The 25,794-nt window shown below is 34.5% G+C and carries 26 protein-coding genes, 1 pseudogene and 1 other annotated feature; of the genes and pseudogenes, 21 read left to right on the top strand and 6 right to left on the bottom strand.

All coding sequences use genetic code 11. From position 1 onward, the window contains the following. Positions 1-502 precede the first annotated feature (502 nt). From ACFWM3_RS12480 to ACFWM3_RS12470, 3 genes are all read left to right on the top strand, one after another. A complete protein-coding gene (locus tag ACFWM3_RS12480; RefSeq protein WP_056475534.1) occupies positions 503-949 on the top strand; it encodes a BclA C-terminal domain-containing protein in 447 nt (148 codons plus the stop codon). A 179-nt stretch (positions 950-1,128) separates the two neighbouring features. Then, positions 1,129-1,623 carry a DinB family protein gene (locus ACFWM3_RS12475; RefSeq protein WP_390311527.1) on the top strand — a complete coding sequence of 165 codons (495 nt, stop codon included), beginning with the start codon at positions 1,129-1,131 and terminating at the stop codon, positions 1,621-1,623. Positions 1,624-1,757: 134 nt separating this feature from the next. Then, positions 1,758-2,687, top strand: coding sequence for a phosphotransferase family protein (locus ACFWM3_RS12470; protein ID WP_390311526.1), 930 nt, complete (start codon positions 1,758-1,760; stop codon positions 2,685-2,687). Between the two features lie 61 nt (positions 2,688-2,748). On the opposite strand, the gene ACFWM3_RS12465 is transcribed toward ACFWM3_RS12470, so the two are convergent. The 3 genes from ACFWM3_RS12465 to ACFWM3_RS12455 all read right to left on the bottom strand — a co-directional run bounded on the left by ACFWM3_RS12465 (position 2,749) and on the right by ACFWM3_RS12455 (position 4,802). Beyond that, positions 2,749-3,369 (bottom strand): class D sortase, encoded by a 621-nt coding sequence (locus ACFWM3_RS12465; protein ID WP_056475543.1) that lies wholly within the window; start codon positions 3,367-3,369, stop codon positions 2,749-2,751. Between the two features lie 3 nt (positions 3,370-3,372). Then, positions 3,373-4,446, bottom strand: a complete 1,074-nt coding sequence (locus tag ACFWM3_RS12460) for a processed acidic surface protein (protein ID WP_390311525.1) — start codon at positions 4,444-4,446, stop codon at positions 3,373-3,375. A gap of 146 nt (positions 4,447-4,592) precedes the next feature. Further along, complete coding sequence (locus ACFWM3_RS12455) at positions 4,593-4,802, bottom strand: CDGSH iron-sulfur domain-containing protein (protein ID WP_056475552.1); 210 nt, start codon at positions 4,800-4,802, stop codon at positions 4,593-4,595. Between the two features lie 196 nt (positions 4,803-4,998). Between ACFWM3_RS12455 and ACFWM3_RS12450 the strand changes: the two genes are divergently transcribed. Next, positions 4,999-5,586, top strand: a complete 588-nt coding sequence (locus tag ACFWM3_RS12450; protein ID WP_390311524.1) for a GNAT family N-acetyltransferase — start codon at positions 4,999-5,001, stop codon at positions 5,584-5,586. A gap of 58 nt (positions 5,587-5,644) precedes the next feature. Next, positions 5,645-6,808 (top strand): iron-containing alcohol dehydrogenase, encoded by a 1,164-nt coding sequence (locus tag ACFWM3_RS12445; RefSeq protein ID WP_390311523.1) that lies wholly within the window; start codon positions 5,645-5,647, stop codon positions 6,806-6,808. 39 nt (positions 6,809-6,847) lie between these two features. On the opposite strand, the gene ACFWM3_RS12440 is transcribed toward ACFWM3_RS12445, so the two are convergent. Both ACFWM3_RS12440 and ACFWM3_RS12435 read right to left on the bottom strand, forming a co-directional pair. Beyond that, positions 6,848-7,768: an alpha/beta hydrolase gene (locus ACFWM3_RS12440; RefSeq protein WP_390311522.1), complete on the bottom strand. Its 921-nt coding sequence runs from the start codon at positions 7,766-7,768 to the stop codon at positions 6,848-6,850. A 17-nt stretch (positions 7,769-7,785) separates the two neighbouring features. Next, positions 7,786-8,031: a zinc ribbon domain-containing protein gene (locus ACFWM3_RS12435; RefSeq protein WP_056475564.1), complete on the bottom strand. Its 246-nt coding sequence runs from the start codon at positions 8,029-8,031 to the stop codon at positions 7,786-7,788. Positions 8,032-8,588: 557 nt separating this feature from the next. After that, positions 8,589-8,827: a binding site (T-box leader), on the top strand. 50 nt (positions 8,828-8,877) lie between these two features. On the opposite strand from ACFWM3_RS12435, the gene asnS reads away from it, so the two are divergent. From asnS to ACFWM3_RS12365, 14 genes are all read left to right on the top strand, one after another. Next, positions 8,878-10,269 carry an asparagine--tRNA ligase gene (gene asnS / locus ACFWM3_RS12430; RefSeq protein WP_056475567.1) on the top strand — a complete coding sequence of 464 codons (1,392 nt, stop codon included), beginning with the start codon at positions 8,878-8,880 and terminating at the stop codon, positions 10,267-10,269. A 179-nt stretch (positions 10,270-10,448) separates the two neighbouring features. Continuing rightward, positions 10,449-10,703 carry a YqkE family protein gene (locus ACFWM3_RS12425; protein WP_056475570.1) on the top strand — a complete coding sequence of 85 codons (255 nt, stop codon included), beginning with the start codon at positions 10,449-10,451 and terminating at the stop codon, positions 10,701-10,703. Between the two features lie 267 nt (positions 10,704-10,970). Further along, positions 10,971-12,470, top strand: a complete 1,500-nt coding sequence (locus ACFWM3_RS12420; RefSeq protein WP_056475573.1) for a 4-hydroxyphenylacetate 3-hydroxylase family protein — start codon at positions 10,971-10,973, stop codon at positions 12,468-12,470. A gap of 59 nt (positions 12,471-12,529) precedes the next feature. Next, complete coding sequence (locus tag ACFWM3_RS12415; protein ID WP_056475576.1) at positions 12,530-13,276, top strand: IclR family transcriptional regulator; 747 nt, start codon at positions 12,530-12,532, stop codon at positions 13,274-13,276. A gap of 52 nt (positions 13,277-13,328) precedes the next feature. Continuing rightward, positions 13,329-13,868 (top strand): 3-hydroxyanthranilate 3,4-dioxygenase, encoded by a 540-nt coding sequence (locus tag ACFWM3_RS12410; RefSeq protein ID WP_056475668.1) that lies wholly within the window; start codon positions 13,329-13,331, stop codon positions 13,866-13,868. Next, entirely contained in the window at positions 13,853-14,890 is a 1,038-nt protein-coding gene (locus ACFWM3_RS12405) for an amidohydrolase family protein (RefSeq protein WP_390311521.1), read from the top strand. The genes ACFWM3_RS12410 and ACFWM3_RS12405 overlap by 16 nt, the downstream gene beginning before the upstream one ends. After that, on the top strand, positions 14,859-15,320 hold the full coding sequence (locus ACFWM3_RS12400; protein WP_056475578.1) for a RidA family protein: 462 nt from the start codon (positions 14,859-14,861) through the stop codon (positions 15,318-15,320). The genes ACFWM3_RS12405 and ACFWM3_RS12400 overlap by 32 nt, the downstream gene beginning before the upstream one ends. Positions 15,321-15,376: 56 nt before the next feature. Next, positions 15,377-16,849, top strand: a complete 1,473-nt coding sequence (locus ACFWM3_RS12395) for an aldehyde dehydrogenase (protein WP_390311520.1) — start codon at positions 15,377-15,379, stop codon at positions 16,847-16,849. A 30-nt stretch (positions 16,850-16,879) separates the two neighbouring features. Then, the gene (locus ACFWM3_RS12390; protein WP_056475674.1) at positions 16,880-17,656 is read left to right on the top strand and encodes a 2-keto-4-pentenoate hydratase; all 777 of its coding nucleotides are present in this window, start codon (positions 16,880-16,882) and stop codon (positions 17,654-17,656) included. 14 nt (positions 17,657-17,670) lie between these two features. Further along, the gene (locus tag ACFWM3_RS12385; RefSeq protein WP_390311519.1) at positions 17,671-18,552 is read left to right on the top strand and encodes an acetaldehyde dehydrogenase (acetylating); all 882 of its coding nucleotides are present in this window, start codon (positions 17,671-17,673) and stop codon (positions 18,550-18,552) included. Positions 18,553-18,582: 30 nt separating this feature from the next. Beyond that, complete coding sequence (gene dmpG, locus ACFWM3_RS12380; RefSeq protein WP_390311518.1) at positions 18,583-19,602, top strand: 4-hydroxy-2-oxovalerate aldolase; 1,020 nt, start codon at positions 18,583-18,585, stop codon at positions 19,600-19,602. A gap of 15 nt (positions 19,603-19,617) precedes the next feature. Continuing rightward, a complete protein-coding gene (locus ACFWM3_RS12375; protein WP_390311517.1) occupies positions 19,618-20,388 on the top strand; it encodes a 2-keto-4-pentenoate hydratase in 771 nt (256 codons plus the stop codon). A gap of 6 nt (positions 20,389-20,394) precedes the next feature. Beyond that, positions 20,395-20,577, top strand: coding sequence for a tautomerase family protein (locus ACFWM3_RS12370; RefSeq protein ID WP_056475592.1), 183 nt, complete (start codon positions 20,395-20,397; stop codon positions 20,575-20,577). Between the two features lie 181 nt (positions 20,578-20,758). Then, positions 20,759-21,478: a YwiC-like family protein gene (locus tag ACFWM3_RS12365; protein WP_390311516.1), complete on the top strand. Its 720-nt coding sequence runs from the start codon at positions 20,759-20,761 to the stop codon at positions 21,476-21,478. Between the two features lie 77 nt (positions 21,479-21,555). On the opposite strand, the pseudogene ACFWM3_RS12360 reads toward ACFWM3_RS12365, so the two are convergent. Next, positions 21,556-22,299, bottom strand: a pseudogene (locus ACFWM3_RS12360) (Mrp/NBP35 family ATP-binding protein); the annotation flags it as partial. Between the two features lie 189 nt (positions 22,300-22,488). On the opposite strand from ACFWM3_RS12360, the gene ACFWM3_RS12355 reads away from it, so the two are divergent. Together ACFWM3_RS12355 and fdhF are read left to right on the top strand one after the other, a co-directional pair. Further along, positions 22,489-23,667 carry an MFS transporter gene (locus tag ACFWM3_RS12355; protein WP_390311515.1) on the top strand — a complete coding sequence of 393 codons (1,179 nt, stop codon included), beginning with the start codon at positions 22,489-22,491 and terminating at the stop codon, positions 23,665-23,667. Beyond that, positions 23,664-25,790: a formate dehydrogenase subunit alpha gene (gene fdhF / locus ACFWM3_RS12350; RefSeq protein WP_390311514.1), complete on the top strand. Its 2,127-nt coding sequence runs from the start codon at positions 23,664-23,666 to the stop codon at positions 25,788-25,790. Before ACFWM3_RS12355 ends, fdhF begins: the two co-directional genes overlap by 4 nt. Positions 25,791-25,794 lie beyond the last annotated feature (4 nt).

Here is a 25,794-nt window from a genome sequence, read left to right as displayed (position 1 = left end):
TTTTTGCATTCTTTCTATACTTTGTAGACACTTCTTATTCCTTTTCCCTATTTTAAAGACATAAAGATTGTATAGGTTAACATAATCTAAATATAAACTATAAAGGATGTGGATTGTTAAAATGGATGTAGCCTTAGGTATATTTCCAATCATTATTATGCTTTTTTACATTGCAATTCCTATAGGTCTTATAGTAGTAATCTCCTACTTCTATAAATTATTTAAAATCCGAAACGAGGAATTAAAGAAGCAAAATGAACTATTAAATCGGATTGTAAATGTACTAGAGAGGTCATAAAACTCGCAATACTATATGATTTAACAGAACTTAGTCCGATGATGACTAAGTTTTTTTATTCTATTAAAATTGAAAAAAATAAAAAAACTAGTGGACATGCTGTAACGAAAAGAAAAAACTTTCATATTAATAAAATATATAGACAAGTCTTTAATATGTTACTCCTAAGAGGATTTATGTCTAATAATAATGAAAGGTGATAATATGAGACATTCAAGACACCCAAGACATCATTGTCCACCAATACCTCCTGGCGAAAGCTTTGCATTTGTTACAAATAGTGGTGGAACAATTTCAGTAATACAAGAAGGAACAGTTGTAACTTTTCCATCATTTCAGTATTTAGGTGAAGGAATTACAATTGATCGAGCAAATGATCGACTAACAGTTGAGGCACCAGGTAATTATTTTATTACTTACACTGTGAATTTAAATGCACTATTAGCCGTATCTACAAGAATATTAATAAACGGTAGACCTATTAATGCATCAGCAATCGTAAATGAAGTGAATAGATCCATTTACGGTAGTCAAATGATCTTACCATTAGAAGCTGGAGATACAATTTCACTTCAATTATTTGACTTTGTTGGAGATGTTAAGTTGTTACAAGGTGCTGGAGCAACAATTAATCTATTCAGAGTTCATTAGTATAAGATTTTATCGTTATGCTTCAAAAGATTCTCCTATCCCGTTACAAGAATGCACTGCTTTTTAAAAAAGTAGTGCATTTTTTAATAAGTTAAAATCATAAAGTAATAAAGGTGAATCTAGTAATAACCACGAAAGTACATATCGTAAAGTATAAAATTAACAAAGGAGAATGATCTATGAGTAAAAAAGAGTTTATATTAGATCAATTGGAAGTCTGTCGTAATGTTGAAAGTTGGATTCAACCTTTAAATGTAGCATTGGAGAATTTAAGTTTAGAGGATATAAGTTGGAGACAAAATGATTTTACTCATACGATCGCTGAAATCGTATACCATCTGTATTTCTATAATGAACGATGGTTGAGTAGATTTAAAGGAGAAATACCAACTGAAGTAATCGATAGTAATGCTTCAACTTTTCGAGAGATGGAAAATTTAACAAGGGAATATTGGCAGGAGCTTGTTGAACGGTTAGACGAGAATTTAGCGAATTGGCAGCAAGCCATAAAAGAAGCAGATGAATCAAAGCTTTATGAACAAATTCCAAACTTTCCAGTAGATGCAGTCTGGTGGGGAGCATTATCTAATTTATGTACTCATAATGCTTATCATATCGGGCAAATCCTCTACATACGAAAAGCACAAGGTTCATGGGTATCAAAAGAAGAGTAGGAAGCTAATACGGAGAAAAATCATTAAATAATTTGTATTGCCGTATAAGAAATAGTAGGCTATTTTGGAAGAAGTAGGAATAGATGGAAATAGAATTGAAAAAAAGATAAATAAGGGAAAATGGGGAACAAAAGATGATCACACAAAATGTTAGGGATTACATTTTGAAAAAGTACAATATAAGCGAATTGAATTTTTTAGGAAAGGGACAAGAAGCAGAAGTCTACTCTTATGATCAAAAGAGAGTCTTAAAATTATATAAACCAACAGCCCATTCAAAGCTAGAAATATTAAAGCAATTTTATGAATCAATGAATTCTAGTGATGCAAATTTTGAATTACCTAGAATTCACGAGATTATAAAAGAGAAGGGCGTTGTTTTAACAATTGAAAAACGAATTGAAGGCAGAAATATACAAAAGGATTTATCAAATTATGATGAGCAAGTATTAGATTCTTTCTTTGAAAACTATCTATCTACAATATTAAGTATTCAAAGGATTGAATTAGAAAAGCAATTTAAAGGCATTAAATTATTAAGTGATTATGAAGAAGTTTCTTCAAAGGACTGGAACGGTTTTTTAAAGCAATCGCTACTAAGAAAGAATACAGAAGTAGATTATTATTTGAAAAGAGATGTATCAGATTACGAAGTGAAATTAAAACGTTTAATAGATGCATTTTCAGTTGGATATGAAGGGGAATATGCATTAGTACATGGTGATTATTATCCATCAAATCTATTAGTAAATTCAGATGGACAAATTAATGGTGTAATTGATTTCGGATTAATGACATTATATGGAGACCCGTTATTTGATGTTGCATTAAGCTGGATTTTATTTGATTTATATGATGAATTGGGTGAAATAAAGCTAGCAAAATATTTAAATAAAGTAGTTGATCGATTAGGAGAAGAGGTTAGAAGTACAATCCATTTATACGTTTTATTTTATAGTATTTATTCGGCAAATTTCTTTTCAGAAACTTGCAGTGATGGACACTACCAATGGAGTGTTCGCAATTTAAATAACGAAAAATTTTGGGCTGTACTAGAAAATTAATGAAAAATATGAAACTACTAATAAAAAATGCTCACTACCTAAATAGTAAGCATTTTTTTGTTTATTTATTTACTTCTGATTTGACTAAACCAGCTACAAGTATATAGCGCTGCGGTGCATGTCCAATAAAATTAAACGGATAACAAGTACTTACCGTTAAAGTTGGTCTTGGTTTTGGAATAATAACAGTGCGATCATCTTTATCAACGATACGAATTTTATGAACCTTGTAAGTAAATGTGCCAGCCGAAGTTTTAACAATTAACGGATCGCCCACTTTTACTTTACCGAGCCCACGAAATACAGTATCTCGATGTCCAGCAAGAACACTATTATCTCTTTCACCTGGCATCACAGATTTAGCGTAATGACCTATTCCTTTTGCAAGCTCATCCTCATCTGTCCCGTGGAAGATTGGTAGAGTTGCTTGAAGTCGAGGAATCGTTAATGTACCCATTTCATCGCCAAATTTAGGATAAGTCTTGTAAAGCGGTTCATCTCTTTTAATTTGCTTCAATTTAGTTGCTGTTTCTGTTTTGATTTCTTTTTTGAAATCATCCTTAGACTGTTTATACAGTACGTAGGTTTTAATTAAAGAATAAGCATTTGTTGTAGCAAAAAATAATCCGACAATAAAAAGGAGTGCTGAAAATATAAGTAGAACTTTTCGTTTACGATTCATAGCTTATCGTTTAACAATTACCTTTTTACGTAAAACAACAGCAGCTAACATCATTAACATACCAACCATTGTCCATTCAGTTGTATGAGTTGCAGTAGTAGGAAGTTTACCGCCATTTTCTGTTCTTACAGTAACATTAGGTTTTGGGTTCTTAGTTGCTGGTTTTGGGTTTTTAATTGCTTTTTCAGTATCTTTAACGATATCCACGATCTGATCATCACCTAAAAGTTCATCTGGTGAAAATACAGCGTCTAATAATAGATTACCAGCATTATCATAAATCTCTAAATATACTTTTATATTTTCCATAGAATCCATAGAATCATCCATAGTAAGTAATTTAGCAAAAGTTAAAGGAGTTTTAACGCCATTTTGTTCAATCGCAACTTTAATATCAATTTTTAAAGTAGATTGAAGCTCTTTTACGATATTCATTAATTCTACTTTTAATTCAGCTGGTAATTCTTTTGGAGCAGCCTCAGAATCCATTGAGAAAATTTCAGGATAATTTTCTTCTAAAGCAGATGCACGTTCTCCTAATGCTTCTAATTTTGCTTCAACAGCAGGATCATCATTTACAACTTTTTCTAGGTATGCAGATAGATTATTAATTTCTGATTGAGTAATTCCAAACTCTGAAAGAGCAGAAGAAATATCTTCCATAGAAGGGAATTGATCTTCTACACTACCTGACTCATCTTCATCTAAATAAATTAAGTTTTCGATATCAGAAGTAAAATAATACGTATCTAGTAATGATGCATTTTTGTCCATATCATCATAGTAGACTGCTAGATCTTTAATTTCATCTTCAGTGTAACCGTACTCATCTAGAAGAGCGTCTAAAGTTTTTTGTGTAAGTCTTTCACCTAAAGTATCTTTTAACTCATCAACTGAATCGAAATCAGAGATCGACTCACCGTAGTAAGAATTTAAATAATCCTCTAATTGTTTTTGAGTTAGGTTGATACTAACTAAATAAGATTTTAATTCATTTGCATTTGGCGCTGCATATGCAGTTACACCTGGTACTACTAATGCTGCAGATAAAACGACTGAAGCTAATACCTTTTTCATATTGTTTTCCCCCTAAATAGTACATTCCCTAAATATAAAATGTGATTAGATCAGTATTATGAATGATTCAAATATAATAAAGGTATGAGGGCATAAGAAAGCCGATTATTTAGGATTGCTCAATAATCGGCGCCAGAAAAATGAAATTATTCTGATTCTTTAGGAGCTCGAACGACAGATTCGAATTTTCCTTTATGAGTACCGTCACAATATGGTAATTTACTTGACATGCCGCATCGACATAATGAGAAAGCTGCTTTTTGCGGATATGTATTCCCTTCAGCATCAACTAAATCAACTGTTCCAGTTACACGTAAAGGACCATTATCTAAAACCTTAATTTGAACATCAGACATATTAAATTTCCTCCTACACATCTTAAAGTTATTATATATTACATTTATGTTAAAATAAATGGGGTATTTTAATAAAGTATTAACTTTTAATATGAAATTAACATGAATTTAGTATAAAATGAAAAGGTTATTTTTTTTATACTAAATTCATGTTAAAGATAACTAAGTAAAAATTTATGTTAAGGAGTGACAATTCATGATTCGAATAGCAAAAAAAGAAGATGCCAAACAAATTGTCCCTCTAATTGTACAAGCGATTGAAGATATTGTATTTATGTTAACAGGGACAACATCATACGAACAAGCAACCCCAATTTTAGAATATTATGTTCGATCTGAACAAAATCGACTAAGTTACCATAATTGTTTAGTGAAAGAAATTGAAGGGAAAGTTGTAGGAGTGATTATAGCCTACCATTCCTTGGAATTATCAGTACTTGATCGTGAAATGCTTGAAATAATAAGTCGTAATTTAAATATCCAAAATGTAAAAGTAGATAAGGAAGCAGATGATGAAGATTTTTATATTGATACATTATCAGTGCATTCAGATTATCAAGGCAAAGGAATTGGAACTGAATTATTAGAAGGATTACTTTCTTTTGCCAAAAACAAAGGGATTACTCGTGTTTCATTAAATGTTGATCAAGACAAACCATCTGCTCGCCGATTATATGAAAAAGTGGGATTTAAATATGAGAAAGTTAGATTTATTATGAATCATTCATACGATTATTTAGTGTTCCCAATAAATGAAAAAATATTCGAAACAAAAGTCGTTTAAGATGCATCCTTTCGATTGTTTAAGTTAAAATTAAGTTTGAACAATAGGAGGGATACATATGAATTTTTTTACATTCGCAAATCCAACAGAATTAATATTTGGTAAAGATAGTGTACAAAAGTTAAAAGAAAAGGCTGCTAGCTTTGGAAAGAATGTTTTAGTTGTATACGGTGGTGGAAGTATTAAGCGAAATGGCCTATATGATCAAATAGTAGGTATTCTTAAAGAAGCTGACAAAACAGTTTATGAACTAAGCGGAGTTGAACCAAATCCGAAATTATCAACAGTTCATAAAGGTATACAAATTTGTAAAGACGAAAATATTGATTTTGTTTTAGCTGTTGGTGGTGGTTCAGTAATCGACTGTACAAAAGCTATTGCAGTTGGTGCGAAATTTGATGGTGAGATTTGGGATATTATTACACGTAAAGCATTCCCAACAGATGCATTAAAATTTGGAACAGTATTAACGCTTGCAGCAACTGGTTCAGAAATGAACGCTGGGTCAGTTATTACAAATTGGGAAACAAATGAAAAATTAGGTTGGGGAAGTAAATTTAGTTACCCAACGTTTTCAATCCTAGATCCTCAAAATACATTTACAGTTCCTCGTGATCAAACAGTTTATGGATCAGTGGATATAATGTCACATGTTATTGAGTCATATTTCCACCATGGAACGAATACAAAAATTCAAGACCGTTTCTGTGAAGGAATCTTAAAAACAGTTATCGAAACTGCTCCAATCGCAGTAGAGAAATTGGATGATTATGAAGCGCGTGAAACACTACTATATAGTGGAACAATGGCATTAAATGGAATCTTAAGTATGGGTGTCCAAGGTGATTGGGCTACACATAATATAGAGCATGCAGTTTCTGCAGTAACAGATATTCCACACGGTGGAGGATTAGCAATTATTTTCCCTCATTGGATGGAATATGTAATGAGTGAAAATGTTGATCGTTTCTGTCAATTTGCAGCTAGAGTATTTGATATCAGGCAAGAATCAATGTCAAAAGAAGAATGGGCATTAGCTGGTATTAAAGCTTTACGCACATTCTGGGACTCAATCGGTGCACCAAGTCGTTTAAGTGAGTACGGTATTACAAAAGAACAACTACCTGAAATGGCTGCTAAAACGGTTAAATATGGTCCATTTGGTAACTTTAAAAAATTAGATCAAGAAGATGCATTGAAAATTTTAGAGGCAGCTCTTTAATAGATCCAAAACTGGGCAGAGAAAAACTCTGTCCAGTTTTTATATTGAATTATGGTTAACGCCAATATTATTTAAAAAAGATGAAACAATTGAATAGTAATCATCTTTGTTTTCATTTAAACTCATAGCGTGGGCACCATTTTCGGCAATGAATAGTTCTCTCTTATTTTGATTTTTCGCTTCGAATAATTTAAGTGTATGTGTAAATGGAATATAAGGGTCTGGTTTACTATGAACAAATAAAACAGGATTTTTAATATTATGTGTTGCCAGTAAAGGAGAAATATCTTTAATGAAAAATCCATTCCGAAGCTTTAACCAAATGCTAGAAACGGGAAGGATTGCCCATTTAGGAAGTTTATAATCCATTTTCAAACGATATGTAAGCTGTTCTTCGAATGTAGAGAACGCGCAGTCTGAAATATAGAAAGCTGCAGAATCCTCAACAAAACCAGCATATTGTAACATTGTACATGCTCCCATTGACTCTCCATGAATGCCAAGAACAATCTCACCTTTTAAATCCTTTAAATATTGAACAACAGATTGTAAGTCATATTTCTCATAATATCCATAGCTAGTTGTATGACCACCTGACTCCCCATGTCGCCTATGATCATAAGTAAGTACATTAAAGCCAAGCCTTAAAAATAGCTCAGCATATTTAATTGAGTTATTCTTATTAACCGTTACACCATGTGTAATAATGACCCAATTATTTGTATCAAAGGACTCAAACAAGTATCCCTTTAATTCGTATCCATAACGAGATTGGATAGAAAAGGGTTGTTTTTGAACAGAACGATACAATCCTTCATCAAATCGGAAATTTTCCAACTCGCGCTGATAAATAAACTCAAGAGAATTTGTTTTCATAAACAAAACTTGCTGCGTAAAATAGTAGCCAACTCCAATAAAATAAATAAGAAAAAGAACAGCTACAACAAGCCAGATCATCATAATAGAACCATCACTCTCTATCCGAAAAGAATATCAAGAATTGTCGTTAACTCACCACGGGTTTTACCTTCTAAAATTGAAGGATTATAAACCTCAACAAAACCGCAATTTAAACAAGAAACAAATAAAAAATGATTATAATCAATATCTAGTAATTTACTTAAACCTGAACCGGACATTGATACTTCTTTAGTTTTTGCGTGTGTATGTTTACATTTCGAACAAACAAATTTATCCCTTAACAATTCTTCAGCTCTAGCCATAAATTAAACCCTCCTTTTTAGTAAAGTGTATCATAGGAAAAAGAAAATTTAATAAAGGGATTTTGACAATTAAATTAAGAATGACGAGTTTATAAATTGAACATTGTCGCTTCATGTTCATAAATAATCCTTATAAGATATAAAAGGATTCATGAGTAGGAAAAAATACAAAATATGAAATATGCTAACCCATTAGGTGTTCATGAGTAAGTAAAGGGTAAGAAGAAGGAGTTTAGTTACACATAAGGTGTTCATGAGTAAGTAAAAAGGTAAGAAGATGGAGCTTGGTTACTCATGAGGTGTTCATGAGTAAGTAAAAAGGCAAGAAGATGGAGCTTGGTTACTCATGAGGTGTTCATGAGTAAGTAAAAAGGCAATAAGATAGGGCTTGGTTAATCAAAAGGCTCAAATGGAAAATGTTGTGTATCAGATCGATTTAATTAGGTTAAGCTGTTTAAAAGTATAGATTCCAATGAATATATTTTTAGGGACAACTAGACAAGAGATTATGATTTATGATAAATTATACAAGAAAAATTCCTTTAAAAACTACATATTTTAAATCGATGAAAAGGACAGTAGTTTTTGCTATATTCGATAGCGAGCTAGGGACGGTGGAAGCCTAGTGATGAAGCATGAATGAAGAACACCTTTGAGTTCTAACCGAAAGGGATCACTTAAGTAGGCTTAGACGTTACCAGCACGTTATTAACTGGGATAAGCAGTGTTAGCTTTAAAGTTGGTCATATTATGACAATTTGGGTGGTACCGCGGAAGTTAGTCTTTCGTCCCTTTTATAGGGATAGAAGGCTTTTTTTATTGGACATTAACATAAGGAGGCTAATTATGATAAAGACTGTAGTAAAAGATTTATACAGAAATCAAGAAAATTTTAAAGACCAAACCGTTCAAATTTCAGGATGGATTCGTACTCTTCGTGATTCTAAAACAATTGGTTTTATGGAGTTAAACGACGGTACATTCTTTAAGAGTGTACAAATAGTATTTGAGGACAATCTTGAAAACTTCAAAGAAATTACGAAGTTACCTATTAGCTCAACTGTTTTAATAGAAGGTGAATTTATTCCAACTCCGGAAATGAAACAACCTTTTGAAATTAAAGCAACAAAAATTGTGATTGAGGGATTATCAGATACAGATTATCCATTACAAAAAAAGAGACATTCTCTTGAGTATTTAAGAACAATCGCTCATTTACGTCCAAGAACGAATGCTTACTCAGCGGTTTTCAGAGTAAGATCTCTTGCATCATATGCCATTCATAAGTTCTTCCAAGAAAAAGGATATGTATATGTACATACACCAATCATTACTGGAAGCGATACAGAAGGCGCAGGAGAAATGTTCCGTGTGACTACAATGGATCTGAACCAAGTTCCAAAAGCTGAAGGCGGAAAAGTGGATGACGGCGCGGATTTCTTCGGTAAAGAAACTAACTTAACTGTAAGTGGCCAATTAAATGGTGAAGCTTATGCCCTTGCTTTCCGTAATGTGTATACATTTGGTCCGACTTTTAGAGCAGAAAATTCAAATACTGCACGACATGCGGCAGAATTCTGGATGATTGAGCCGGAAGTTGCTTTTGCAGAACTACCAGATATTATGGATCTTGGTGAAGACATGGTTAAGTTTGTAATTAATTATGTATTTGAACAGGCACCTGAAGAAATGGAATTCTTTAATAGTTTTATTGATAAAACACTTATTGAAAGATTAAAGAATGCGTTAGAATCTGACTTTGGTAGAGTTACTTATACTGAAGCTGTTGAATTATTACAGAACTCTGGTAAAAAGTTTGACTACCCAGTTGAATGGGGAACAGATTTACAAACTGAACATGAACGTTACTTAAGTGAGGAAATTTACAAGCGTCCTGTATACGTAACTGACTATCCGAAAGAAATTAAAGCATTTTATATGAGAGCAAATGAAGATGGCAAGACAGTAGCTGCGACAGACTTATTAGTTCCTGGTATTGGCGAATTAATCGGAGGAAGTCAACGTGAAGAAAGAGAAGACATCCTTGTAGAGCGAATCAAAGAACTTGGTATGAATGAAGAAGATTACTGGTGGTATTTGGAGCTTAGAAAATACGGCGGTACAAAACATTCTGGTTATGGAATTGGATTTGAACGACTTGTTATGTATTTAACAGGAATGAAGAATATCCGTGATGTAATACCATTCCCACGTACACCAGGAAATGCAGATTTTTAAATATAAAAATAAACAATAGGATGCTGCGGCATCCTATTGTTTTTATGAAGCACCAAAAGAATCTGAGTTTTAGCATTTGAAAAAAGAGAAATAGTAGTTTTATAATATATGTAAAGATGAAATACTTCTCTTTCTACTATAAATTATTATAAAATAATGGAAATGGAAGGTGATATAATATGAAAAAAAGAAAACCACAACAGCCTGTAAAACCAGCGTATGAACAGAAAGAAAAAATATCATTAGGATCATTAATGAATGAAGAAATTCTTCAAAAATTAAAAAATACAAAAAAACAATTGCAAGAAAATGAAACGAAGCTAAAAGAGGAAGAAGAAGCACGTATTCGTGAAGAAAAGAGATTACGTGAGAAAAATAAATCATTCGAAGAGTTACTTAACGAGAGTAATATCTCTTGGAAGGACTTTAAATAAGACGCCATTGGTGTCTTATTTTTTTTGTAAGTGTAAAAAATTAATTTAATCATTTTTTTATAAGAAATTTCACATTATGAAATTTTTTGATTGTTCTAAATTTTATAATTTTTTATAGTGAAATTAAGTTAATTAAAAAGTAGTAGGTGGTGTAAATAATTTAAGAAAGTGAAATTGATCTTTTTGAAAGCGCTTTAAAAAATTTCCGAATTCGATTTAAAAAACAAAGTTTAAAAAAATTACATATCGGAGTGGAGGAATTATTAAATGGGTATTCGTACAGGAGCGCAATATATTGATGGACTAAAATCTAGAAAGCCAGACGTATGGTTAGGTGGAGAAAAGGTAGAAGATATCGTAAACCATCCAGTTTTCAAACAACCGATTCTAGAGATTGCAAAATTATATGATATGCAGTTCGATCCAGCTTATCAAGAAAAAATCACACATATTTGTGAAGAAACTGGCGAGCGAATTTCTAATGCATTTTTAGTGCCTAAGTCATCTGAGGATATTAAAAAGCGTGGAGATTTATTCGAAGCATATGCAAAGTCAACATTTGGTTTAATGGGAAGAACACCAGATTTCTTGAACATTGTCTTAACTTCAATGGCAAGTAATTCATGGTTTTTAGATAAATATAATCCAGAGTGGTCAAAAAATGTCCAAAATTATTTCAAATTTGTTCGTGATAATGACGTCTTCTTAACGCACGCAATTATTAATCCACAAAATGATCGCAGTAAGCCATCTTATGAACAAAAAGATCTATTTACACATTTAGGTGCTGTTGAAGAAACGGTTGATGGATTAGTTGTTAGAGGGGCTAAAATGCTTGCAACATTAGCACCAATTACAGATGAAGTCATTATTTATTCATTCCCTGGATTCCACGAAGGTGATGAGCGATATGCTTTAGCATTTGCACTTCCGATTGACACGCCGGGATTAAAAATTTTATGTAGAGAGCAAATGCAAGATGGTAAAAGATCATTTTTTGATCATCCATTAGCATCTAGATTCGAAGAGATGGATGCTGTCCTTGTATTTGAAGATGTGTTAATCCCTTGGAATCGTGTATTTATTCATAATAATGTTGAAGCTGCAAATAATCTATATCCAAAAACAGGTATTGCACAACAGCCTGCTCATCAGTCTGGCGTAAGAGGCTACGTAAAATTAGCTTTTGCAGTAGAGGTAGCTTGCAAATTAGCTGATTCAATTGGAGTAGATGTTTATTTAAATGTCCAAAATGACTTAGGTGAACTACTACAATCAGTTGAAACAATTCGTGCGTTACTTCGAGTTTCTGAAACAGAGTATGAGACATTACCTTCAGGCGAAGTAAGACCGGCATGGGAACCACTTGAGACAATTCGTGGCTTGCTTCCAACTATGTACCCAAGAGCAATTGAAGTGATTCAAACAATTGGTGCAGGTGGCTTATTAATGTCACCAACAGAAGCAGACTTTGAACATCCTGAGCTAAGAGATGCAATGGATAAATATTATGTTGGACGTGAAGGAGTATCCTCTTTAGAACGAATTCAATTATTCAAACTTGCATGGGATTTATGTGGAGAAGCTTTTGGACAAAGAGCACTTCAATATGAAAGATATTATACTGGTGACCCAATTCGAAAAAGAGCAATTTACTATAACCAAATGAAACGCAAGAAAACATTTAGTATGGTAGACGATGCATTAAACGGAGCAAAAAACTTAAAAGGAGTATCGACTAATCTAGCGAATTCTAAAGTTAACTGATTAATTTTAGAAAGCAGGGATTTTATGAAATTTTTTAGTATCAAAGAGGAGGGGATCTAGTGATCTCTTCAGTTCAAAAGATTTCTAGAATATTAGATTGCTTTACAGAAGAAGAACCAGTCCTAGGAAATTTAGAAATAGCTGAAAAGTTAAATATGAATGCAAGCTCGGTCCATCATTTAGTTCGAACTCTTTGTGCTGAAGGAATTTTAATTCAGGATAGTAAGAAAAAGTATCGACTTGGTTGGAAGCTGCTTGAATGGAGTAATCACGTTATGTATCAACAAGACATATATAGTGAAGCCATTCCATTATTAGAAAATCTACTAAAAAATTATGATAGTACCGTTCATATCGGAATGTTTGATAAAGGGGACGTAAGATTTGTCTTAAAAGTTTCCTCAAAACATTCGATACCTGTCCCGACATTTATAGGTGCTAAACGACCTGCATATTGTACGAGTACTGGTAAAATCCTACTATCATATAATCCAGCATATTTAAAAACAACGATTGAAAAAGGCTTTAAAGCTTATACAACAAATACAATTACGAATATTGATGCATTAAAAAAAGAAATGACTGCGATTAAAGAGAATGGTTATAGCATTAGCAACAATGAAAATGATCTAGGATTATTCGGAATTGCAGCTCCAATTCAAACATATACTGGTCAAACTTTTGCAGCATTAAATATGGTTGGACCGGTTTCGTATATGATGAGCCAAGACATTGGTCGAATGATTCAGGATGTTGTGAAAACTGCTAAAACAGTCTCAAATCAGCTTGGTTATATTAATGCATAATGATAGCGCTTACTTAAGTTTAAATAAAAATGAATTAATTGGAGGATTAGAGATGAATCTTAAAAGTCGAGTTTTTAATATTTTCAAATTGATTGAGGATAATAAAGAGCTATTAAAACCACCAGTTAATAATAAGGTTATTTGGGAAGATTCGGAGTATGCTGCGATGATCATTGGAGGACCAAATAAACGTAGAGACTTCCATATCGATCCTGCAGATGAATTTTTCTATCAAATTAAAGGCAATTGCTATGTTGAGTGTATTACGCCAGATGGTAAGCGAGAAGTTGTAACAGTTGGAGAAGGTGAAATTTTTATGCTTCCTTCTTTTGTTCCACATTCACCTCATAGAGTAAAAGATTCATATGGAATTGTGCTTGAACGAAAAAGAGCAGAAGGTGAATTAGAAAGCTTTGTTTGGTTCTGTGATGAGTGTAATGAAGAAATGCATAAAACGACCGTTCAATTAACGGATATTGGTACACAAGTAAAAGAAGCGATTGAACAATTCAATGCTAGCCTTGAATTAAGAACATGTAAAAACTGTGGTCATGTCATGAAAGAGGAAGCGGATGAATGGGTATGCGTATAGACTTTCATACACACATCATTCCTGAGGATTTACCGAATTTTTTTGAAAAATATGGTCATGAAAGATGGCCAATTTTACAACCGACATGTTCATGTGGTGCCAATATTATGGTTGCTGGAAAAGTATTTAGGGAAGTAACTGATCAAGTTTGGAGTCCTGAAAAGAGAATTGAGGACATGAATAATGAAGATGTAACAATGCAAGTGCTGTCGCCAATTCCAGTTACATTTTCGTATTGGGCACCAGCTCCAGCAGCTTTGGAAATGGCTCAAATTCAAAATGATTTCATTGCAAATACAGTTAAAAAGAACCCTACAAAATTTATTGGATTAGGGACAGTACCAATGCAGAACGCCGAAGTAGCTATCAGGGAAATGGATCGCTGTATTCATACACTTGGATTAAGTGGATTGGAAATTGGTACAAATGTAAATGGAATAAATTTAGACAGTGATGAGTTTAGTCCATTTTTTGAAATGGCTGAAAGATGGAATGTCCCATTGTTTATTCATCCGTGGGAAACATTAGCGAAGGATCGTACTCCAGATCATAACTTTATGTACACGGTTGGAATGCCGAGTGAAACAGCTTTAGCTGCTGCTAGCTTAACATTTGGTGGTGTGATTGAAAAATATCCAAAATTAAAGATTTGTTTTGCACATGGCGGTGGTTCATTCCCATTTATTCTGCCTAGATTAGATCAAGGATGGAAGGTATGGCCGCATTTGCGAAAAACTGCCTATCCACCAAGTCATTATGTAAGTAATTTTTATTTTGATTCACTTCACTATGATCCTATCAATATTCAATTTTTAATTAACCGATTTGGTTATGACAAAATTGTGATGGGCTCGGATTATCCTTTCTTATTAAGGGAAACTCCACCTGGAAGAGTCATTAATCAAATGGATATTAATAAAGAAATGAAAGAAGCTATTTTAGGCAAAAATGCCCTGAAATTTTTAAATATTAAGGAGGCAGATTTACTTCATGGAAAACAAAGTATTGACTCCAGAAGATAGATTAATCAGTTTAGGTTATGCACTTAAAGCAATAAGACCGGCATCAGGTAATTATGTAAAATCTGTTCGTACTGGTAATCTACTATTTACATCTGGTCAAGGTGTAGATGAATACCATGGAAAAGTTGGACGAGAGTTAACGCTCGAGGAAGGGTATGCTGCTTCTAGGGAGTCAATGTTAAATTTAATTAGTGTCTTAAAGTACGAATTAGGGGAACTTTCGAAAGTAAAACGAATTGTAAAAATATTAGGCTTCGTAAATAGTACAGAAGATTTCTATGATCATCCGAAAGTGATGAATGGAGCTTCTGACCTTTTAGTAGAAGTGTTTGGTGAAAGAGGAAAACATGCTAGGTCGGCTGTTGGGATGGCACAGCTTCCACATAATACAGCGATCGAAATTGAAATGGTTGTAGAAATAGAGGATTGAAAAATTTGGTGGCACTCGTGTCACCTTTTATTCTATTAGAATGGTAGGTGCCTATTATGCAAGTTACAGAGAAGAAAAATAAAACATTACCGATCGATTGTAAGCATTTTATTGATGGACAATCTATTCCTTCTTTTAATCAAAAAACATTTTTAAATATTAATCCTGCAACTGAAGAAGTGTTAGGTTCTGTTTCTGAAGGTGGGGAGTTAGAAATTGATTTAGCAGTAAAAGCAGCAAAACGAGCGCTAAAAGGTGAGTGGAAACAATTTACTAGCAATCAAAGAGCGGCAGTATTAAGAAAAATCGGAGACGGAATATTAGCTCGAAAAGAAGAATTAGCAGCTTTAGAGGCAATGGATTCTGGAAAGCCATATGAACTTGCTTTAGAAGTTGATATTACTAGATCGGCTCACAATTTTTATTTTTTCGCTGATTATATTACAACTTTAAGCTCTGAGTCTCATATGCAAGATCAAACTGCCTTACATTATACATATCGTAGGCCTGTTGGTGTAGTCGGAATGATTAACCCATGGAATCTTCCTTTATTACTATTAACATGGAAGCTTGCACCTTGTTTAGCGGCTGGCAATACAGCGGTTATGAAGCCGGCAGAATGGACACCAATGACAGCTACAGTTTTAGCTGAAATTTGTAAAGATGCAGGCGTACCTGACGGAGTTGTGAATGTTGTACACGGATTTGGAGCAAATGCGGCAGGCTCAGCTTTAACAGAGCACAGCGATGTTGATGCAATCACATTTACTGGTGAAACAAAAACAGGTACAGCAATTATGAAGGCGGCAGCTCCAACGTTAAAAAAATTATCGTTTGAGCTTGGAGGAAAAAATCCAAACATTATCTTTGCTGATTCTGATTTAGACGAAGTGATTGAAACAACTTTAAAATCATCTTTTATGAATCAAGGAGAAGTTTGTTTATGTGGATCTAGAATTTATGTTCAGAGATCAATCTTTGATGAATTTATTGATAAATTTGTCGCGAAAACAAAGGAATTAAAAATTGGCGATCCGTTTGAAGAAGGCACAAAAGTGGGTGCGGTAATTAGTAAAGAACATTACGAAAAAGTATTATCTTATATCGAGATTGCAAAAGAAGAAGGTGGAACTATTTTAACGGGTGGCAGTAGACCAGCATCAATTGAAAAAGGATGCTTTATCTCACCGACAATCATTACAGGATTAAACCGTGATTCTAGATGTGTAAGAGAAGAAATATTTGGTCCAGTCGTAACAGTTATGCCTTTTGATTCGGAAGAAGAAGTGATTGAATGGGCAAATGATACTCATTATGGCTTAGGAGCTACAATCTGGACAAATGATTTACGCAGAGCTCACCGTGTTGCTCATCAAATTGAGGCTGGAATTATTTGGGTGAACACTTGGTATTTAAGAGATTTACGTACACCATTTGGAGGAATGAAGCAAAGCGGTTTAGGGCGCGAGGGTGGAATTCATAGCTTTGAGTTTTATAGTGAATTATCGAATATCACGATTAAATTATAAGAATTAAAAAGGGGGCTAAAGAAAGTGAAGATTACTAGTGTAGACGAGCTTACGATTCTGCTACAAGAAGCAGAAGAGAGTGGAGTAAGTATAAAAGCTTTAACTGAGATTTTTCCTGGATTAACTGAAAAAGAAGCCTATCAAATTCAATTAACAAATGTTGAAGAAAAATTGAAAAAAGGGCAGAAAATTATCGGTAAAAAAATTGGATTAACTTCAATTGCTATGCAGGAGTTATTAGGAGTAGATGAACCAGATTACGGTCACTTACTAACAGATATGAATATTCCTAATTTCGGTGAAGTTCAAGTTGCAAATATGATTTTACCAAAAGTAGAAGCTGAAATTGCATTTGTCTTAAAAAAGGATTTAATCGGGCCAAATATTACATTTGAGGATGTAGTTAATGCAACAGATTATATTGTACCTGCATTAGAGGTAGTTGATAGTAGAATCGAAAATTGGAAAATTCGATTAGAGGATACAGTAGCTGATAACGCTTCATCATGCTTATTTGTTCTTGGCAATGAACGTTTTGATGTAAAGGAAATTGACTTACCGAATGTTGCGATGGAATTATATCGTAACGAAGAATTGATGAATTCAGGTAAGGGAGAAGCAGTGCTAGGAAACCCAATTCATTGTGTAGCATGGTTAGCCAATAAATTAAGTGAATTTGGAATCTCGCTAAATGCAGGAGAAATTATTTTATCAGGAGCTTTGTCAGCTGCAATTAATGCAAATGCTGGGGACTTATTTACTGCGAAGTTCCCATTACTAGGTGAAGTCTCGATTTCATTTAAATAAATGAGGTGGTAATTATGAATAAATTAAAAGTCGGAATCATTGGTTCGGGGAATATTGGAACAGATTTAATGATGAAATTACAGAATAATCCATTTCTAGAATTAACAACGATGATCGGAATTGATCCAGAATCTGATGGGTTAAACCGTGCGAAGGAATTAGGAGTTGAAGTAATCGATAATGGTATTCAAGGTTTCATTGAACGAAAAGAACTGGCTGATTTATTGTTTGATGCGACTTCTGCAAAAGCTCATTTTCATCATGCAAAAGTACTTGGTGAATTAAAGAAGCGCGTGATCGATTTAACGCCAGCGGCAATTGGGCCATTTGTCGTACCACCTGTCAATTTAGGTTCACATATAGTCGAAAGGAATGTCAATTTAATAACATGTGGTGGGCAAGCAACAATCCCAATCGTTCATGCGGTAGGTCAAATTGCCGAAGTTGAGTACGCAGAAATCGTTGCAACAATTAGCTCAAGAAGTGCCGGTCCTGGTACACGTGCTAATATCGACGAGTTTACTGTAACAACGGCTAGAGGACTTGAAGAGATTGGTGGAGCTAAAAAAGGAAAAGCAATCATTATTTTAAATCCAGCAGAACCGCCAATTATGATGAGAGATACAGTTTATTGTAAAGTTACGAATGAAGATTTTAACCATGAAAGCATGATTCATTCCGTTAAACAAATGGTGAAAAAGGTTCAAGCGTATGTTCCAGGATACCGTTTAAGAATGGAACCAATCATAGATGGTTCAACTATAACTGTATATTTAGAAGTTCAAGGATCAGGGGACTACTTACCTAGCTATGCAGGAAACTTAGATATTATGACTGCATCAGCAGTAAAAGTAGCAGAAGAGATTGCACAATATGAAGTTGTAAAAACTGTTTAAAAAAGTGCTTAAAGAAAGTGAGGGAGTGCAATGTTTGGAAAAGAAGTCATTGTAACTGAAGTAGCACTTCGAGATGGAAGTCATGCAATTGCTCATTCATATACAGTAGATCAAGTCGTTCGAATTGCGAAGGCTCTTGATGATGCAAAAATGCCTTTTATTGAAGTATCACATGGAGATGGTTTAGGTGGTTCTTCATTACAATATGGTTTATCAACAACGAATGAATTTGAATTGATCGAAGCAGCGGTAAATTCATGTAATCATTCAAAGATTGCTGTCTTACTATTACCTGGTATTGGAACAGTAAATGAATTAAAAACGGCAGCAAAAATCGGAGCAAAAATGGCTCGTATAGCTACACATGTTACTGAAGCTGATGTTTCGAAACAACATATTTCCATGTCTAAAGAGCTTGGATTAGAAACTGTCGGTTTTTTAATGATGTCCCATATGGCACCAGTTGAAAAATTAGTAGAACAAGCCAAATTGATGGAAAGTTATGGTGCGGACGTTGTATATATGGTTGACTCTGCAGGTGCGTTTCTTCCACATGAAGTAAAAGACCGTATTGCTGCTTTACGAGGGTCCCTTGATATTGAAGTTGGATTCCATGCACATAATAATCTTTCTCTAGCGATGTCAAATACACTAGTAGCGATTGAAGAAGGATCTACTAGAATTGATGGCAGCGTACGTTGCTTAGGTGCTGGAGCAGGAAATACACAAACTGAAGTGTTAATTGGAGTGTTAGAACGATTAGGAATCAAGACAGGAATTGATTTCTATAAAATGATGGACTTAGCAGAGGAAATCGTTGCGCCAATTCTTCAAACACCACAAGAGATTACAAAAGGTAGTCTAATTTTAGGCTATGCAGGAGTGTATTCTAGTTTTCTATTACATGCTAATCGAGCAGCTAAAAAATGGAATGTTGATGCAAGAGATATCTTAATTGAATTAGGAAAACAAAAAGTAGTCGGTGGGCAAGAGGATATGATTCAAGAAGTTGCTTGTATGTTAGCAAATAAAAAATTGTCTGTTTTTTGAGAGGAGACGGGTTTTATGATAACTGAAATCGCGAATAAAATATATATGCACCAAAAAAAGGGTCTAGAAATGGATAAAATTACGATTGAACATCCAGAATTAAACGTTAATAATGCTTATGAAATTCAAAAATTAAGTATTGATAATGCGATTAAAAATGGTGATCCATTAATTGGTTGGAAAATGGGACTAACAAGTATTGCTAAACAAAAATCTGTTAATGTTGACGAGCCGATTTATGGACGCTTAACAAAATCGATGGAATTAGAAGAAAAAGAATTAAAGATGGAAGGTTTAATCCATCCGAGGGTTGAGCCAGAAATAGCATTTATGATCAACAAGCCATTATTTGGACAGGATGTAACAGCAAAAGATGTATGGGAAGCAACTGAGTATATTGTACCTGCATTAGAAGTAATTGATAGTCGATATAAAAATTTCTCATTTACGCTAACAGATGTAGTAGCAGATAATGCATCGTCATCAAAATTTATTATTGGTAAACAACAATATTCACCTACATATACTTCTTGGGATGAAATTAATGTTGAATTATACAAAAATGGCGTAAAAGTACAAAGTGGTGTAAGTTCTGATGTACTAGATCATCCAGTAGAATCCGTCGTAAAGTTGGTGCAGATGCTAAGTAAAAACGGCGAACAAATTGAACCAGGGATGATTATCTTAACGGGTGGAATTACAGAAGCGATCCATGTTGAAGAGGGCGATAGTGTAGAAGCACGATTTGATGGAATCGAGACAATGGAACTACAGGTAACGAGGTAATACAATATGCCAATCATTCAAATTCAATTGATTGAAGGAAGAAGTCCAGAATTAAAAAAGCAATTAATGAGAGAAATTAATGAAGTTGTATGTCGTACATTGGATGTTCAGCCAGCACAAGTAAGAATTTTAATAAACGAATTCGAAAAAGAAAATTGGTCCGTTGGTGGAGTTGCAAAGGATGAGTAAAAAAGTCCCTTTTTTAAGGGGCTTTTTTCTTGTTGGGAATAGTTTTATATTTTAGGCTCTATTAAAGTAAATGGGGCTTTATGAAATTCTCAAACATAAAAAGGATAGTGAACTTAATCACAGAAAACCCATAATCGTTTGAGTATGATGTAAGAATAATAAGGAAAGTGGGTGCTATATTGTGAAAATAGTAGTTCCAAACCAACACGGTGCTTGGGCAATGCTTTTAATTCCATATATACTTGGAGTTGCCGCAAGTTCATTTCGTTTAATTCATATCCCTTTATTTATAGGCTGGTTTTTTCTATACCTTGCTGCCTATCCATTAATTATGGTGATCAAAGGAAAACAAGTGTCATTTTATTTTTATTGGGCGTTAGGTTATTTTTTCATTTCATTCGTATTTTTAGCACTCGTTATGTTTGCTGAATGGAGATTGATATACTTCGGTCTAGCTATGCTTCCATTCTTTCTATTAAACATATATTTCGTTAAGAGAAAAAACGAACGAGCCTTTACGAATGACATGGTTGCGATTGGTGTTTTTTGTATAGGTGGATTGGCTAGTTTTTATATAGGGAAGAGGGCACTTACAAGGGAAGGCTGGAGTGTAGCACTCTTCGTATTTTTGTTCTTTTTAGGTAGTACATTTTTTGTGAAATCAATGATTCGAGAAAAAAAGAATAAGAGATTTCGTTGGTATTCGTGGGGATACCATTTTATCGTTCTATTATTTATTTTTACTTTAAAAGAGTCTTGGCTTTGGATTCTCCCTTTTGTTCCTAGTTTGATAAGAGCAATTTCTTTATACAATAAAAAACTTACTATTATGCAATTAGGGATCATTGAGATTATCAATTCTGTCATATTCTTAGTGGTAACTAGTTTTCTGTTTTTGTAGATTCTGCCCATTTTTACTGCAAAGTATCAATATACAAAAGCGACTTCAGCTAAGTGAAGTCGCTATTTTAGTATAGTTCAATCTCTTATAACAGCATTTAGAGCGTTAAATTTCAGATTAATAGTTGTAGCTAACTCTTTATAATGATGAAATAAACTAGTTTTCTCATCGTATATGGACGGAGTAGGTGAATTCTCGATAACTTCCTCGATCGGAAGTTTGGCAAGTACTTCGGTTCCTAATCGATCGGCTAATAAATCGCCACCTCCTTTTCCGAATATGTAGTACTTCTCAGAACGATCTATAGGTTGGAAATAAGACATATTTTCAACTACTCCAAGAATTTCATGATTTGCTTTTTGGGCCATCGTACCTGCTCTCTCGGCGACAATTGATGCTGTTTGATGAGGGGTGGTGACAATGATTTCCTTACTTTGAGGAATGGTGTGATGCATATCAAGTGCAATATCACCGGTCCCTGGAGGCATATCTAGAATGCAATAGTCTAATTCTCCCCAAATGACATCTTTACTGAAATGCTCAACCATTTTTCCTAACATAGGGCCTCTCCAAACAACCGGATCGTTGTTTTTGATGAAAAAACCCATCGAAATAATTTTTACTCCGTGTGACTCCACAGGGATGATTTTTCCGTTAAAGGTTTTTGGACTGATGTCGATTTCCATCATTTTAGGAATGCTAAATCCATAAATATCTAAGTCAATTAAAGCAACTCTTTTTCCTTGTCTCGCAAGTGAAACTGCAAGATTTGCCGCTACAGTTGACTTACCTACCCCACCTTTTCCACTTGTTATAGCGATTACATTACCTGCTAACATGTTCACACCTCTTTTTAAATTTTAAGGGTCTATTGTGTGATGTACTTCACAGTCTTGGATACAGTCTTTCTGTACAATTATGACAAAGAAGAAGACTTCATCATGTACCCAATTTTATCAATTTATCAGGCACTTCGATGTTAAAAAAGTCACATGGAGGTTGAACATGAGATGAGAAAATCCTTCGAACGCTCATTTTACTCAAAAAGCAGTATGTATTCATTTTTTATTATTTTGCTTCTACTCTTTACAACGTGGGTTGGAACGGACCGGTTTTTACACTTCGATATGGCATTAATGGGTTATTTTATTTCTTCACTCATTTTTGCAGTAGGCTTAACGATCAGGATGTCTGCATGGCTTATCAGGCCGGCAACACATCAAGTTATAAGGCGTAGTTTGAAAAATTTAAAAGAAAATTCTCGAAAAAAACGTAATCTATTATCGATCACCAAGACAGCGCTAGAAAATATTTTCTTACAGAAATTTATCTTTAAAAGGGGTATTTACAGAGGTGTACAGCATTTACTAATTTCTTGGGGATGTATTGGTTCCTTTGCAATCACCTTTGGTTTGACATTTGGCTGGATGCACTTTGAGCTCGTTGATCCAAATACATACACGATTGTCGTTATGGGTGTAGATACAATTACAATGGCAGCACACGGTATATTCGCTGAAATGGTTTACAACGGGTTAAACATTACAGCTAGTATGGTTCTTGTTGGTGTCATCATGGCAATCGTAAGAAGAATTATGAGTCAAGATGTGAAGGTTACACAACGAGCTGAATTTGATTTATTACCTTTATATTTACTACTAGCTGTAACAGTGACAGGACTTCTATTAACTGTTTCATATGTACTTTTAGATGGTTGGATGCATCATTACTTAACACTTATTCACCAATTGACAGTCGTAATTTTACTGATCTATTTTCCATTCGGAAAGCTATTTCATTTACCGATCCGTCCATTAGCAACAGCAGTTCCTATGAACTATCAACAAGAACTTAGGGTAGATACGAGGCCATGTAAAAGATGTGGGACACCCTATAGTTCTGATGATCAAATTAGCGATGTAAAAGATATATTATCTGCCCAAAGCTTTGATTTACAACTTGAAGATAGAAGTTATCTCTCAGACTATTGTTTACCATGTCGAAGAAGAATTAGGGTCATGAAGCAACTAAATTCAGAGCCACATCTTAAAAGCAGTGATCCAATCTCTACATTAAATGGAATTCAAATGTCTGGTTTTAGCAAAAAGAGATCTGATGACTATTATCATTTTCCAGAGGAAGTTCAAAAAGATATTAATCAATATAACAAAGGGGATCGTGAAGAATGAGCCAATACATCGTCAAAGAAGGTGTTAAAAACCTTCAAAAGCCAGGAGAAAAATTAATTACTACTCATTGTTGTTATTGTGGAATGCAGTGTGGAATGCATATACGTGTGAATGAGAAATCAGGAAAGATAGTTGGGGTAGAGCCGAGATATGACTGGCCAGTTACAAGAGGAAAAATGTGTCCAAAAGGAGTAACAGCATACCAAACTGTTGAGCACGATGAACGAATCCTTACACCACTTATTAAGAAAAACGGTGAATTTGTTAAAGCTACTTGGAAAGAAGCACTAGACCTGATAGAAGAAAACTTTAAACGGATCCAAAAAGAAAGTGGGAGAGATGCTTTATCTGTTTTTGGTGGGGTATCTATGACGAATGAAAAGTGCTATTTGGTAGGTAAATATGCGAGGGTTGGTCTCGGTACAAGGTTTATCGATTACAATGGTCGATTCTGTATGAGCTCAGCTGCAGGTGGATTCCTTAAGACACTCGGAACCGATAGAGGTTCAACCCTACCGTGGCCAGAATTAGAACATACCGATTGTTTCTTTATAGCAGGTTCAAATACCGCTGAGTGTCATCCTACGAGTATTCAGTGGTTGTGGAGAGCAAAGGACAAGGGAGCTAAACTGATTGTGGCAGATCCGAGAGAGACTCCAACAGCACGTGTTGCAGATGTACATTTAGATCTTAAGCCAGGTACAGACTCTGCATTGGCGAACGGAATGCTTCATCTACTCATTAAAAATGGCTATGTAGATCAAGACTATGTAAATGAAAGATGTAATAATTTTGAAGAACTAAAGAAAACAGTTGAAAAGTTTACACCCGAATATACTTCAAAGATAACAGGCGTGTCGGTTGGAAAAATTGTAAAAGCTGCTCATATTTATGGATTATCCCAAAAATCAGTTGTTATGTTTGCACGAGGTGTTGAGCAACAGTCAAAAGGTGTAGATAATGTTTCGCTTTATACATCGATGGCACTGCTCATGGGACAAATAGGTAAATTTGCTTCGGGGGTTGCAACTTTTACTGGACAGGGAAATGGTCAAGGAGGAAGAGAACACGGGCAAAAAGCCGACCTTTTACCAGGATATAGGAAGCTAACAGATCCAGAAGCGGTGAAGTATGTATCAAAAGTATGGGGAATCGATCCAAGCGAAATGCCAAAGCCTGGTGTTTCTGCATATGAAATGTTCGATGAAATTCAAAAAGGTACTATTCGTGGTATGCATGTTATTTGTAGTAACCCTGCAGTTTCAGCTCCGAATCTTGAACATATATGGAACGGGTTTAGGAAGCTTGATTTCTTAGTTGTCAGTGATTTCTTCTTATCTGAAACAGCGGAGTTTGCTGATGTAGTATTACCTGCGACTACTTGGGCAGAGGATGAAGGAACAACGACCAACCTCGAAGGCCGAGTGATTCGAATCCGTAAAGTACGTGAACCTTTAGGTGAGTCAAAGCCAGATTGGGAGATTGTTAGCTTAATTGCAGAACGAATGGGCAAAGGTAAATATTTTCCATATAAAAATGCTGAAGAAGTTTTTGAAGAGTTTCGCATTGCCACTAAAGGTGGGAAAGCAGATTATTACGGAATAACATGGGATCGAATTGATAAAGAAGACGGGGTGTTTTGGCCATGTCCTTCTGAAGACCATCCAGGAACTCCAACGATGTTTATTGACAAGTTTGGAACGCCAGATGGTAAAGCCAACCTCCCGAGTGTTGAATGGAAAGAAGCAGGTGAAACTCCAACGAAGGAGTATCCTCTGTTCTTAACGACAGGAAGGGTAGTGTTTCACTATTTATCTGGTGCTCAAACAAGAAGAGTCAAATTTCTTATGGAACAATGTCCAGAGCCATTTGCTGAGATGCATCCGGCACTTGCAAGCCAATATGGATTGGAAAATGGCGACCTTGTAAAGTTGATCACACCGCGCTCCCATATGCTTGTAAAAACGAAATTAACAAAAGCTACGAGAAGAGATACGGTGTTTGTTCCATATCATTGGGGAAAAGAATTAGCGGTCAATCAATTAACCAATCCATGTTTAGATCCGATTTCGAGAATGCCAGAATTTAAAGTATGCTCACTGAAGATTGAGAAATATAAATAACTTT

The sequence above is a fragment of the Gottfriedia sp. NPDC058432 genome (assembly GCF_042721555.1).
Classification (GTDB): Bacteria; Bacillota; Bacilli; order Bacillales; family Bacillaceae_G; genus Gottfriedia.
This window is presented reverse-complemented; position numbering and strand designations above follow the sequence as displayed.

Excerpts from the sequence above, each read along its gene's own strand:
- ACFWM3_RS12370 (WP_056475592.1), top strand. The coding sequence starts at position 20,395 with ATGCCAATCATTCAAATTCAATTGATTGAAGGAAGAAGTCCAGAATTA.
- ACFWM3_RS12420 (WP_056475573.1), top strand. The coding sequence starts at position 10,971 with ATGGGTATTCGTACAGGAGCGCAATATATTGATGGACTAAAATCTAGA.
- asnS (WP_056475567.1), top strand. The coding sequence starts at position 8,878 with ATGATAAAGACTGTAGTAAAAGATTTATACAGAAATCAAGAAAATTTT.
- ACFWM3_RS12475 (WP_390311527.1), top strand. The coding sequence starts at position 1,129 with ATGAGTAAAAAAGAGTTTATATTAGATCAATTGGAAGTCTGTCGTAAT.
- ACFWM3_RS12405 (WP_390311521.1), top strand. The coding sequence starts at position 13,853 with ATGGGTATGCGTATAGACTTTCATACACACATCATTCCTGAGGATTTA.
- ACFWM3_RS12395 (WP_390311520.1), top strand. The coding sequence starts at position 15,377 with ATGCAAGTTACAGAGAAGAAAAATAAAACATTACCGATCGATTGTAAG.
- ACFWM3_RS12460 (WP_390311525.1), bottom strand. The coding sequence starts at position 4,446 with ATGAAAAAGGTATTAGCTTCAGTCGTTTTATCTGCAGCATTAGTAGTA.
- ACFWM3_RS12465 (WP_056475543.1), bottom strand. The coding sequence starts at position 3,369 with ATGAATCGTAAACGAAAAGTTCTACTTATATTTTCAGCACTCCTTTTT.
- ACFWM3_RS12385 (WP_390311519.1), top strand. The coding sequence starts at position 17,671 with ATGAATAAATTAAAAGTCGGAATCATTGGTTCGGGGAATATTGGAACA.
- ACFWM3_RS12435 (WP_056475564.1), bottom strand. The coding sequence starts at position 8,031 with ATGGCTAGAGCTGAAGAATTGTTAAGGGATAAATTTGTTTGTTCGAAA.
- ACFWM3_RS12470 (WP_390311526.1), top strand. The coding sequence starts at position 1,758 with ATGATCACACAAAATGTTAGGGATTACATTTTGAAAAAGTACAATATA.
- ACFWM3_RS12425 (WP_056475570.1), top strand. The coding sequence starts at position 10,449 with ATGAAAAAAAGAAAACCACAACAGCCTGTAAAACCAGCGTATGAACAG.
- ACFWM3_RS12440 (WP_390311522.1), bottom strand. The coding sequence starts at position 7,768 with ATGATGATCTGGCTTGTTGTAGCTGTTCTTTTTCTTATTTATTTTATT.
- ACFWM3_RS12375 (WP_390311517.1), top strand. The coding sequence starts at position 19,618 with ATGATAACTGAAATCGCGAATAAAATATATATGCACCAAAAAAAGGGT.
- fdhF (WP_390311514.1), top strand. The coding sequence starts at position 23,664 with ATGAGCCAATACATCGTCAAAGAAGGTGTTAAAAACCTTCAAAAGCCA.
- ACFWM3_RS12445 (WP_390311523.1), top strand. The coding sequence starts at position 5,645 with ATGAATTTTTTTACATTCGCAAATCCAACAGAATTAATATTTGGTAAA.
- ACFWM3_RS12400 (WP_056475578.1), top strand. The coding sequence starts at position 14,859 with ATGGAAAACAAAGTATTGACTCCAGAAGATAGATTAATCAGTTTAGGT.
- dmpG (WP_390311518.1), top strand. The coding sequence starts at position 18,583 with ATGTTTGGAAAAGAAGTCATTGTAACTGAAGTAGCACTTCGAGATGGA.
- ACFWM3_RS12355 (WP_390311515.1), top strand. The coding sequence starts at position 22,489 with ATGAGAAAATCCTTCGAACGCTCATTTTACTCAAAAAGCAGTATGTAT.
- ACFWM3_RS12450 (WP_390311524.1), top strand. The coding sequence starts at position 4,999 with ATGATTCGAATAGCAAAAAAAGAAGATGCCAAACAAATTGTCCCTCTA.
- ACFWM3_RS12410 (WP_056475668.1), top strand. The coding sequence starts at position 13,329 with ATGAATCTTAAAAGTCGAGTTTTTAATATTTTCAAATTGATTGAGGAT.
- ACFWM3_RS12480 (WP_056475534.1), top strand. The coding sequence starts at position 503 with ATGAGACATTCAAGACACCCAAGACATCATTGTCCACCAATACCTCCT.
- ACFWM3_RS12455 (WP_056475552.1), bottom strand. The coding sequence starts at position 4,802 with ATGTCTGATGTTCAAATTAAGGTTTTAGATAATGGTCCTTTACGTGTA.